The organism is Hyalangium sp., from assembly GCF_035629615.1.
In the GTDB taxonomy this organism is placed as follows: Bacteria; Myxococcota; Myxococcia; order Myxococcales; family Myxococcaceae; genus Hyalangium.
In genome coordinates, this window is sequence record NZ_DASPHO010000607.1 from 1 (window position 1) to 10,526 (window position 10,526).

A 10,526-nucleotide genomic window follows, 5' to 3' on the forward strand; every position below is an offset into this window, starting at 1 on the left:
CCACCTCTGCCAGCGCCTGCAGCTCCCACTGGTCCCGCGCGCGCTCGGCCTGCACGCGCGCCTCCGAGAGCGCCGTCCCCACGACCTTGGCGAAGAGCGCCAGCGCCGAGCCGTGCGACGGATCGATGCCCGGCCCGTCCACCCACAGCACCCCGTGCCGCGCATCGCCCAGGGGGAGGTAGACGTGGCTCGCTTCGATGGAGTCCGTCCCCCCGTAGATGGGGCGCCCCTCGCTGAGCGCCTCGACAGCCAGGCCCGCGTCGGTGGTGAGGCTCCCTGTTGACGAGGAGGACATCATCTTCCCGTCCCAGCTCAGGAAGCCCGCGCGGAAGCCGGCTGCGGCGAGCCCCTCCAGCGAGACGCGACGCACGTCATCCGCGGAGCGAGCGCTCACCAGCCGCGCGGAGGTCTCCACCAGGCGCTCGGCGATCGTCAGCACGGGAGGCCGGTCCGGCAGCTCGAGCAGGTGGATGAGCAGCCCCTGCCCGCCGTTCTCGAGATGGACCTCCTGCGAGTAGGTGGCCACATCCCGCATCCGCCCGTCCGTGGAGGGGACGAGCCGCCGGAGGGCCTTGGGCTCCAGGGGATCCTTCTTGACGAAGAACAGCTCCAACCGACCGGACAGCCGGCTGCGCTCCTCCTGGTTGACGAAGTTCAGGAAGGACTGGCCCTCGATCTGCTCGCGGGGAAGCCCGATCAGGCGGAGCGCCGCCGCGTTCACCAGCCACAGCAGGTGGGGGCGTACCACCACCACCATGGGGTGGGTGAAGGTCTCGATCAGGGCGCGCAGCGCCTCCTGGCTGTAGGGCATCTCTCTTCTCATCCGCGCCGCAAGGTCCGCTTCTCACCCACTCGCAGGGTGACCTTCTCCCGATCGAAGTACTCTGACAAAGGGATGACGAACTTACGACTCTGGCCCACCATTTCCTTGAAGGCCTGGGTGGAGATCTCCTTCTTCTCACGCAGGTAGGCCACGAGCCGCTCCCGCAGCGCGGCGAGCGCGCCCGCGTCGAAGTGGAGCTCGTCGCTCACCCGGACGATGGCGCCCTCCACCACCATCAGTTTGAGCAGCTCCTGGAGCCGCGGCGCCGGGAGCTGGAGCTTCTGCGCCAGCTCGTTGAAGGTGGGAGGCGACAGCGCGGCCGCAGAGAGCTCCGCCGCCACGCGGGCCCGGGCCCCCTCGTCGCTCACGGTGAGCGTGCGGCCGCGGCCCTTGAGCCGCATGACCTCCTTGTCCAGCTCCGCCTTGCCCGTGTCCACCAGCGCCTGCGCCACCCGCTGGAAGATGCGCGGATCCAGCTCCGGGGAGAGCCGCTGGCGCAGCTCCTCGCGGGAGAGGCCCTCGCGCATCGGCTCGCGCTCGTGAAAGGCGGCCAGCAGCGCGAGGGCTCGCTTCTGGAGCCCCTCGAACACCTCGCTGGAGAGGTAGAGGCGCTTGTCGCGATCCACCAGCAGCGCCCCGCCCCGTGCGCCCAGCAGCTCCAGCGTCCGGGTGAGCACCTTGGGCGGCAGCGCCGAGCGGCCGAACAGCTCCGCCTGGGTGAGCCCCCGGTAGCCTGCCTGCCGCAACAGCCAGGCCACGTGCCCGCCCGCATCCGCCTCCAGCAGCGGCGCCACCACAGTAGACGCGCCCTTGCGGCGGCGCGGCGGGGTGATGGCGAGGACACGGCCCCCGGCCACGGTGGCACCCCGGCCAGGCAGTGCATGCGAGCCACGAAGAATGAAGCGCTGGCCCACGAGCGCTGCCAGGGGCGCGGCCAGGCGCAGCTGGGCCAGGCCTGTCTCCCCGGGCTCCAGCTTCTCCAGGTCCATCAGCGCCACAGTGGCCTCCACCTGCGCGGTGCCCAGGTGCAGCAGCAGCTTGCGGCGCCGGGGCAGCGGCTCCTCCACGGCGGGCAGCAGGCTCAGCTCCACGTCCAGCATCCGCGTCTCGGGCAGCTCACCGGCGCGGACCAGCACCATGCCGCGATCGATCTCCTCGGGCTCTACCCCCGCGAGGTTCACCGCGGTGCGAAGCCCTGCCTGCACCTTCGGCGCTGCCTGCCCATGCACCTGGAGGCCCCGCACGCGGAAGGGACCCGGCCGGCCAGGGAGCAGCGCGGCGCTCTCCTCCACCGCCAGGGTGCCGGACAGCAGCGTGCCCGTCACCACCGTGCCGAAGCCCTTGATGGTGAAGACGCGGTCCACGGGAAGGAAGACGGGCCCATCCGAGGGGCGCTGGGGCAACCCCTGGGCAGCGCGGGTGAGCGCGGCGCGCAGCTCGGGGAGCCCCGCGCCCGTCTTCGAGGAGCACGGCACCACGGGCGCTCCCTCGAGGAAGGTGCCCGCCGTGAGCGCCACCAGGTCCGCCTTCACCAGCGCGAGCCACTCCTCTCCCAGCTCCGCCAGCAGATCGCTCTTGGTGAGGGCGATGACGCCGGCCTTCACGCCCAGCAGCCGGCAGATGTCCAGGTGCTCGCGTGTCTGGGGCATCACGCCCTCGTCCGCGGCGACCACCAGCACCGCCAGATCCACGCCGCCAGCGCCTGCGGCCATGGCCTTGACGAAGCGCTCGTGGCCGGGCACGTCCACCACGCCCGCGAGGGTGCCGTCATCCAGCGTGAGGTGGGCAAAGCCCAGCTCCAGGGTGATGCCCCGGCGCTTCTCCTCCTTCAGCCGATCCGTGTCGATGCCGGTGAGCGCCTTCACCAGGGACGTCTTGCCGTGGTCGATGTGCCCCGCCGTCCCGATGATCATCGCACCGGCCCGCTTCCTCAGGCCCCTGCCTGGTCCGGGTCCACGTCGTCGGAGCGATCCGCTCCCGGCACAGGCTCGTAGTCCCACGGAAAGACGATGAAGTCCGGGCTCGTGAGGGCACAGAAGTCGGGCGCATAGCCCTCGGGCCGCGCCACCAGGACCGCCGTCATCACCTCACGCGCCCCTGCCTTGCGCGCCAGGTTGGTGGCCATCTCCAGCGTGTCGCCGCTGGCCGCCACGTCGTCCACGATGAGCACCCGGCGCCCCTTCAGCTCGCGCGGCAGCTCCCCGAAGAGCTGGGGCTTGTTCGGGTCGCTGCGGTCCCGGCTGCGCCGGGTGATGCGCACCGGGAAGAACTCGCAGCCGAGCGCGCTGGAGAGCGCCCCGCCCACGAAGACTCCCCCGTGCGCCACGCCCACCACGGCCTCCACCTTGTAGGACTTGCCGATGGCGCGCGCCATCTCCTGCACGGCTCGGTCAAATTCCGCCCACGACAGCTCCTTCACAGAGGAGCGCTGCCGGGACTGATCGCGCCCGGTAGGCATGCGGGGCGCCTCGGCCTGAGGCGCCAGCACGACGTCCGAGGGGATGGAGACGAGCTTCTCCACCTTTTGTTTGGAAGGCTTGGGCGAGGGCTTGCCCTTCCTGGAGGACTTTCCCTTGCCAGGCACTGCCCGCTTGGTAGCCACGGATGGAGACTCCAGCTGAGGTGCGGTCACGTCATATCTTGAGCGACGGCCGGGGGCTACTCCCCGCGTAGGAGGGAGAGCTCCTCGCTCCCAGCATGAAGCACGCCGTGCCCGGCCCTGTCGCGCGGGGCTCAGTTCATTGCGGCTGCCAGCAGCTCGCGGATCTCCTCCCCGGGAATGACGTACTGCGTCGTGCAGAACTGGCACGTCACCTCCGCCTTCCCCTCCTTCTCCAGGAGATCCGTCAGCTCCTCGCGCCCCATGGCCAGCAGGGCGCTCTTCACCCGATCGCGGCTGCACGTGCAGGAGAAGCGCAGCGGGTAGCGAGACATGATGTCCAGGTCGCTCCGCTCGGGCAGCAGCGCCTTGAGCAGCGCGGCTCCTCCCTCGGCGGCGTGGACGCTGAGGACCTCGCGGAAGCGCTGCTTGACCTGGAGGCCCAGCGCCTGGAAGGCCTCTCTGTCCCCGTTCGGCAAGGGCTGGAGGAGCACGCCCGCCACGATGCCCAGGGGCTCCGAGGCTCCATTCCCTCCCGTGGGAAGCTGCTCCAGCTTGAGCCGCGTGGCCACCTGATCGGACATGACGAAGTAGCGCTCGAGATCCTCGGCGAAGTCGAAGCGCTCCAGCTCCACCGAGGAGCGGTAGTACTCGCCATCACCGATGTCTCGCAGCACGGAGATGTAGCCCTTGTTGCCGAGAACGGGGCGCCAGCGGAACTCGCCCTCGGCCCCCATGTGGGCCACGAGCGGGTTCTTCGTGTAGCCGCGCACCAGACCGGAGGTGTCGCCGTCCACGAAGAAGCCGCGCAGCGGCCCGTCGCACTCCAGCTGGAGGTTGATGCGCGCATCGCCCTTTTGCAGCGCCGCCGCCATCGCAGCGGCGGTGAGCCCCTGCGAGAGCAGGGCGGCCGAGGCCGGCTCGCTCTTGTGCGTGCCCCGCGCCTGGCGCGACAGCTCCGAGGTGAGCGCGAGCACCACGCGCACGTCCACGTCCTTCAACAACCCACTGACGAGTTCATCGGCCATAAAGAGAGGCTGTAGCGTGCCCAACCTGGGCGCGCTCGCCAATGAAGAAGGCGCCTGGCACCCTGCCCGTCCTGGGAGGGGTTTCTGGACCGAGGCATCGGTCCGGCTTATGCCTCCGAGCGCCCCGGCTGCCACCCCCGCTGGCGGATCCCAGTCCCCTGGCCGCCGGGACGGGCTATAACGCCCAGCCCGACCCACCTACCCGCGGGGTTGCCCTCCCCACGCGTTGCCGGAGTCCTGATGAGCACCGAAGCCGCAGCCCTCCCTCAGAAGACACCGCTCCTCCAGTCCCGCCTGGGGTCGTTCCTCGCCGTGGTCCCCCTGTCGATCTGGGTCATCAACCACCTCTGGGACAACCTGGCTGCCTTCAGCGGTGGGGCGGCGTGGCAGAGCTCGGTGACAACCTACGCCCACCCGTTCTCCCAGGCGCTGGCCTTCCTCGTCTCCCTGGTGCCGCTGATCTTCCACACTGGGTGGGGCCTGGTCCGGCTGTTGAGCTTCCGCCCCAACAACCTCGCCTACAACAACTACGGCAACCTCAAGTACCTCCTCCAGCGCCTCAGCGCCCTGGGCGCGCTGGCCTTCCTGGGCGCCCACATCTGGAAGGCCTTCCTGGCGCCCCGGCTGCTGAACGGCGCCCCCGAGGCCTTCGACGACATCGCCCGGGAGATGCGCTTCCACGGGCCCACGCTCGTCGTCTACCTGCTGGGCACGCTGGCCACCGCGTTCCACCTGGCCAATGGCCTCCAGGGGTTCGGCATGGCCTGGGGCATCTTCTCCAGCGAGCGCTCCATGCGCCGCTTCGAGCCGGTGGTCATCATCCTCTTCCTGGTGCTGCTGGCCATGGCGTGGGGCTCCCTCTACGCGCTCTACCAGGCGGGTGAGGCCCTCGGCCCTCGGACCGGGACGCAGATCGAGATGTAGCGGTAGCACGGTGGGGCGCGAGGCGCTCACCCCTCCACGCCCCAGCGCTCCAGGAAGGCCTCTCGGAAGGTGCGGCTGAGCACCACCGAGCTGCCATCCGCGAGCACCAGCAGCCCATCACCGTGGGACCAGGGCTCCAGGCGCACCACGGCCTCCAGCTGGACGAGCTCGCTGCGGTGCACGCGGACGAAGCGCCGCGGATCCAGGCGCGTCTCCAGGCTCTTCAGGGTCTGCCGCACCAGGTGCTGCCCCTGATCGGAGAAGACGCGGACGTACTTGTCCTCGGCGGAGAAGCGCCTCACCCGGTCCACCCGGAGGGCGATCCAAGCCTCCCCCACCTTCACCAGCAGACGCTCCAGGGGCCGCTCCGGTGGTCCGGACCGCTCCAGGCCCGAGAGCAGCGCCTGCACCTGCTGTGGCTCAGTGCGCCCGGCCTCGAGCTGCGCCCACGCCTTGTCCAGCGCCTTGCGGAACCGCTCGGCGTCATAGGGCTTGAGCAGGTAGTCCACCGCGTGGGCGTCAAACGCCTTGAGGGCGAACTGATCGTACGCCGTGGAGAAGATCACCTGGGGGCAGCTCTCCGCGCCCAGCGTCTCCAGCACCTCGAAGCCGGTGAGCCCCGGCATCTGGACATCGAGCAGGAGCAGGTCCGGGCGCAGGGACTCGATGCGCGCTACCGCCTGCTCGCCGTCCGCCGCCTCGCCCACCAGGGTGAACCGGTCATCGTCCGCCAGCAGGCGCTTCAGCTTGGCCCGCGCGGGCGCCTCGTCATCCACCACCAGCACGGAGTAGCGCTTCGTCATCGCAGCGCCTCCCGCGAGCCCTGGCCCGAGGACAGCGGCACCCAGAGCCGGACCCGGGCCCCTCCTTCAGCGCCCTCCCCCAGCTCCAGTCGCCCCTCCGGCCCGTAGAGCAGCCCCAGCACCTGCCGCATCCCAGAGAGGCCGAGCCCTGGGCCTCGGGTGGACAGCGGCTGCGCCGTGAAGCCGCGGCCGGTGTCCTCCACCTCGAGCAGCAGACTCCCCGCCTCGCGACGAGCCCGAAGCCGGAGCTCCAGTCCCTCGGTCCGATCCTGGTTGTGCTTGAGGGAGTTCTCCACCAGCGCCTGCAACGCGAAGCGCGGCACCTGGAGGGCCTCCAGCCCTGGCTCCAGCTCCCAGCGGATCCGGATCCGCTCTCCCAGCCGGGCCAGCATCAGCGCCAGGAAGCGCTCGGTGTGCCCCCGCTCCTCGGCCAGGGTCCAGGTCGGCGCCGAGCCGCGCTCCAGGCTGTTGCGCAGCAGCAGCCCCAGATCGCTCAGCAGCCGGTCCGTCTTCGCCAGATCCTCGTACATGACGGCGCTGACGGTGTTGAGGGCGTTGAAGAGAAAGTGGGGATCGAGCTGCCCCATCAGCGCCCGGAGCTGGGTGGAGCGCAGCTCGCCCTCGAGCTGGGCCTCGCGCAGGGCCCGCGCCTGGCGCTCCTGCCAGACGCCATAGAGGGTGAAGACCACGGCCGAGATCCCGTAGGCCATCAGGTTCTTCTGGGCCTCCATGGGGACACGAGTCCACAAAGAGCCGTGGTCATAAGGCCCCCAGCCCAGCAGTGGATAGAGCAGGTGCCGGGAGGTCAGCATGAGCGTGATGTGCCCGGCCGAGAAGAGCAGATAGGCCCCCAGGTGCAGTCCCAACAGCCGCGCCCAGGCCCGCGCCGCGCCTGGCCCTGACGTGGGAGGGAGCGGCGCATTGAGCACGGCCGTCAGCTGAATGAACACCATCGGCATGGCGCTGAGCACGCCGGTGAGCTCCCAGAAGAACGGGCGTGAAGCGGGCACCGAGCTGCCATCGGTCTGCAAAGCCAGCCACGCCGTGCTTCCCATCCACAGCCCCAGGGCTACTCCGAACCCCAGCAGCGCCAGCGCCGGGCGGAGGCGGATCCGGGGCCATCGCCAGGGAGGCGGGTGGTACGGCGGTGGCGAGGAGGCAGCGGCTTCCATGGAGCAGGCTCAGCCCCCATGCTCCACCGCACGAGGCTGGGGATCCAGCACCGCCGGTGCCTCCGGCCGCGGCTTCCGAGGCCCCAGGCCGAAGCAGGGCCGCAGCCAGCCCACGTGCTTGACGGCCTCGCACAGCGCCCAGGTGAGCAAGAAGGAGACGGTGAGCACCGCGGCGAAGCGCGTCCAGGGCCCCAGCTCCGGCTTCAGCAGGGCGTAGCCCACGAGGAGGATGACGGTCTGGTGGAAGATGTAGAACGGATAGGAAAGCTCCTGGGCGTAGGCCAGCCAGGGCTTGCTCGTGGTGATGTGGGCGCGCGCGTAGCCCAGGACGGTGAGCAGCACGAACCAGACGAACGCGGAGACGCCGAGGTGCTCGAAGGGAAAGGGCAGCTCGAAGGGCGGCGCCATGAGGGCGAAGATCGCGACGGAGATCGCCAGGGAGGCGCGGCGCCGGGCGGCCAGGTGCTCCCAGATGCGAGGGCCCCGGCCCAGCAGGTGCCCGAACAGGAACAGCTGGCCGTAGAAGAGGAAGGTGTTCGGGTCGTCGAGGAGCGCGTGCGTCTCGGGGAAGCGCCGCAGGAGGATGCGGCCCAGGCCCAGCGGAAGGAAGAGCAGCCACGCGCTCCACCCTCGGGCGAGCACCGCCTCAATGCGCCCCAGGAGCGCCTGCCCCCGAGCCGTCCCCAGCCCCGCGAACAGCGGCAGCGCCAGCATGCAGTAGAGGAAGAGGTAGGCCACGAACCAGAGGTGGTGCCAGCTGAAGCTCCCCTGGGGATACGCCACAAACTGGAAGACCGAGGGGTAGAAGTCCAGGTAGCTGCCTTGGAAGGCGCCGCTGTGGAGCCGCTCGATGTAGATCTGCGGCGGGACGATCACGAACATGCCGAAGACGAGCGGCCACAGCAGCCGTTTGATGCGATCCCAGGCGAAGCGGCCGACCCCCCGGTGCCGCAGGGCGAGCGCCGTGCCCGCCCCCGCCACGAGCATGAGCAGCGGCATGCGCAGCAGGTGGAGCACCTCCATGGGAGGCTCCAATGCCTGCAGCGGCTCGGGGTTCTTCAGGTGCCAGCCCCAGGAGTTGAACATCATCCCGGTGTGGAACAGGTGCAGCAGCAGGATGGCCACCACTCGGAGCCAGTCGATGTCGGCGTGGCGATCCGGGGCGGGCTGAAGCGCGGGGTGCATGGAGCCTCCTCTTCCCCACCAGGATGGAGGCAGAGGCCGCCAGGCTCCATGCGGATGTCGTGAGCCGGTCCTGGGACGGCGCCAGCCGGACTTCAAGCCCGCCGGGTGGGGCGGGCCTCAGCGTGCGAGCAGGCTAGAACGGAATGTCGTCCTCACCGTTGCCGCCACTCTGGTTCATGCCGCCCTCGTCCAGGCCCGGGGGAGGCGCGCCGAAGTCGTCGCCTCCGCCACGCGAGTACGAGCCCCCGCCGCGACGGCCACCCGCGCCCTCTCCGGCTCCGGCTCCGGCTCCGGCTCCCGCCTCACGCCCGCCGAGGAAGGTGACGGAGGTGGCCACCACCTCGGTGGTGTAGTTCTTCCGGTTCTCCTTGTCCGTCCACTCGCGCGTCTGCAGGCGGCCCTCGACGTAGCACTGGCGGCCCTTCTTCAGGTACTCGCCGCACAGCTCGGCCAGCTTTCCCCAGACGACGATGCGGTGCCACTCGGTCCGCTCCTGCTTCTGCCCGTTCTTGTCGTTCCAGCTCTCGCTGGTGGCGATGCGGAAGTTGGCGACCGCCTGACCGCCCGGGGTGAAGCGCACCTCGGGATCCGCTCCGAGGTTGCCGATGAGGATGACCTTGTTGACGCCTCCAGCCATGACTGCCCTTCTTTCTATAGCCAGCCCACCACGGACCGGCTGCTCGGTAGCCGATCCACCACGGATCGGCGCCATTCCGCCAGGTGCCTCACCCGGCAGAATACTTGACAGGTATACACGACGAGGCCCAGGTGCGGAACCCGCCACGTAACCCCGCGTTTCTGGGTGCTTGGCAGCCCGCTGGGTGGAGGAGAGCCCTGGAGTGACTCGAGGAGCCTCTCGACGACTCCGCCACCCCGAGCCCTACCCGCCCGGGCGCGTCTCTGCCGTCCGCGAGGAGCCCGGCTCTACCGGGGCGGCCGCGCCGGGAGCCGTCGCCTCCACGGCGTCCGGCGTGCGCGGTGCCTTCTGCTCAGCCACCTTCTGCGAGAGCGTGGCATCCAGGTTCCGCACGAACGTCACCAGGGCCGGATCCGGCGCACCGAGCTGCTTGCGCAGGGACTTCCAGAACGGATGGTCCGCGTCGCCCACCTGCACCAGCCCGCGGGCCAGCAGCGAGACGGCGACATCCCGCTCGCCCGTAGCGGCCTCACGCAGCGCGACGACCAGCTCCTCCGGCGCGGTGCGAGCCACCTCGCCCAGGGCCTCGGCCAGCTCCGACTCCGCCTGCCCATCCCCGCGCGACGCACCCGCCAGCTCCACCACGCGCGAGAGCGCCTCCGCATTTCCGCCCGCCGCCAGCTCCACCATGCTGCCCACGCCAGGCACGCCCACTGCTAGCTCGCGCGCCACCGTCCGCAGCCGGCCATACACGTCCTGGTTCGCCGAGTAGCTGTCCAGCAGCGTGCGCGCACCCAGGTAGTCGCTCGGGTTGGACTGATAGAGGCTGTCGGCCAGCACCGCCCGCACGGCCGGATCCCGCTCGCTGCGCCAGGCCGTGCGCAGGAAGCTGATGTTGCGCTGGTCGCGCTGCCGCCCCAGCTCCAGGTACGTCTTGATGCGGCTGGCCACCGCCGCCAGCTCGCCACCTGGCCGCGGGCTGTCCGAGAGCGCCGCCACCGCGCGCGAGGGCCCGAGCGAGGAGCCCGTGGCCGCCACCGCCGCGCCGAGCGCATCCAGCCCCTGCACCACGGGGCCCGAGCGCCCGGGGTAGTCATTCACCATCATGGAGAAGACGAACAGCTCGCCGCCCGTGGCCTGCACGTAGCCACTCAGCGCGGAGACGTTCTCCAGCGTGCCCGTCTTCGCGCGCAGGCGGCCCACGGCCTCGCTGCCCTCGAAGCGGTACTTCAGCGTGCCGTCCTTGCCGGCGATGCCCACGGAGGACAGGTACTCGGGCGAGAGCGGGAAGCGCTGGTACATGAAGCGCAGCAGCCGCGTCATCTGCGTGGCGGAGAAGCGGTTGGTGTCGTTCA

General features: G+C 70.4%; 10 protein-coding genes. 1 reads left to right on the forward strand and 9 read right to left on the reverse strand.

Annotated elements, in window-relative coordinates; translation table 11 throughout:
- From VD972_RS30690 to VD972_RS30705, 4 genes are all read right to left on the reverse strand, one after another.
- A partial coding sequence (locus tag VD972_RS30690; RefSeq protein ID WP_324992330.1) for a PAS domain-containing protein occupies window positions 1-811 on the reverse strand: 811 nt, incomplete at its 3' end.
- Window positions 812-819: 8 nt separating this feature from the next.
- Window positions 820-2,736: a selenocysteine-specific translation elongation factor gene (gene selB / locus VD972_RS30695; protein WP_324992331.1), complete on the reverse strand. Its 1,917-nt coding sequence runs from the start codon at window positions 2,734-2,736 to the stop codon at window positions 820-822.
- Window positions 2,737-2,753: 17 nt separating this feature from the next.
- The gene (locus VD972_RS30700) at window positions 2,754-3,425 is read right to left on the reverse strand and encodes a phosphoribosyltransferase (protein ID WP_324992332.1); all 672 of its coding nucleotides are present in this window, start codon (window positions 3,423-3,425) and stop codon (window positions 2,754-2,756) included.
- A 131-nt stretch (window positions 3,426-3,556) separates the two neighbouring features.
- Window positions 3,557-4,450 carry an Hsp33 family molecular chaperone HslO gene (locus tag VD972_RS30705; RefSeq protein WP_324992333.1) on the reverse strand — a complete coding sequence of 298 codons (894 nt, stop codon included), beginning with the start codon at window positions 4,448-4,450 and terminating at the stop codon, window positions 3,557-3,559.
- 240 nt (window positions 4,451-4,690) lie between these two features.
- On the opposite strand from VD972_RS30705, the gene VD972_RS30710 reads away from it, so the two are divergent.
- Window positions 4,691-5,374 carry a succinate dehydrogenase gene (locus VD972_RS30710; RefSeq protein ID WP_324992334.1) on the forward strand — a complete coding sequence of 228 codons (684 nt, stop codon included), beginning with the start codon at window positions 4,691-4,693 and terminating at the stop codon, window positions 5,372-5,374.
- A gap of 26 nt (window positions 5,375-5,400) precedes the next feature.
- Here VD972_RS30710 and VD972_RS30715 read toward each other — a convergent pair whose 3' ends face one another.
- The 5 genes from VD972_RS30715 to VD972_RS30735 all read right to left on the reverse strand — a co-directional run.
- The gene (locus VD972_RS30715; RefSeq protein WP_324992335.1) at window positions 5,401-6,177 is read right to left on the reverse strand and encodes a LytTR family DNA-binding domain-containing protein; all 777 of its coding nucleotides are present in this window, start codon (window positions 6,175-6,177) and stop codon (window positions 5,401-5,403) included.
- Complete coding sequence (locus VD972_RS30720; RefSeq protein ID WP_324992336.1) at window positions 6,174-7,349, reverse strand: sensor histidine kinase; 1,176 nt, start codon at window positions 7,347-7,349, stop codon at window positions 6,174-6,176. Before VD972_RS30720 ends, VD972_RS30715 begins: the two co-directional genes overlap by 4 nt.
- Window positions 7,350-7,358: 9 nt before the next feature.
- Entirely contained in the window at window positions 7,359-8,534 is a 1,176-nt protein-coding gene (locus VD972_RS30725; protein ID WP_324992337.1) for an acyltransferase, read from the reverse strand.
- A 133-nt stretch (window positions 8,535-8,667) separates the two neighbouring features.
- On the reverse strand, window positions 8,668-9,171 hold the full coding sequence (locus VD972_RS30730) for a single-stranded DNA-binding protein (RefSeq protein ID WP_324992338.1): 504 nt from the start codon (window positions 9,169-9,171) through the stop codon (window positions 8,668-8,670).
- Between the two features lie 243 nt (window positions 9,172-9,414).
- The coding region (locus VD972_RS30735) for a D-alanyl-D-alanine carboxypeptidase (protein ID WP_324992339.1) at window positions 9,415-10,526 on the reverse strand (1,112 nt) is incomplete at its 5' end.